The following is a 264-nucleotide window of genomic DNA, read 5'->3' on the forward strand; positions in this document are numbered from 1 at the left end:
TATCTTCTGATGGAACAATTTCCATAATCTCTTCACCTGGCTGTACAACGCCACCTAAGGTATTAAAGTTAATTTTTTTAATGGTGCCTATAACAGGCGAAGCTATGACGGCTTTACTGACCTTATCAAATGCGCCTTTTTGTGCCTGATTCATACGTGATAATTTGGTTTGCATTTCATTGAGCTGTGCACGTAAATCAGTGGCATAAACAAATACAGCTTCTCGGCGCTTTAAAATGGCTTCATCCATAGACGCTTTCACTT

Annotated in this window: 1 pseudogene; it reads right to left on the bottom strand. The window is 39.4% G+C overall.

Going from position 1 to position 264, the window contains the following annotated elements:
• Positions 1 to 250: pseudogene (locus AAEY78_RS13545) on the bottom strand (hypothetical protein); the annotation flags it as partial.
• Positions 251 to 264 lie beyond the last annotated feature (14 nt).

The sequence above is a fragment of the Psychrobacter sp. 16-MNA-CIBAN-0192 genome (genome assembly GCF_040309565.1).
Classification (GTDB): domain Bacteria; phylum Pseudomonadota; class Gammaproteobacteria; order Pseudomonadales; family Moraxellaceae; genus Psychrobacter.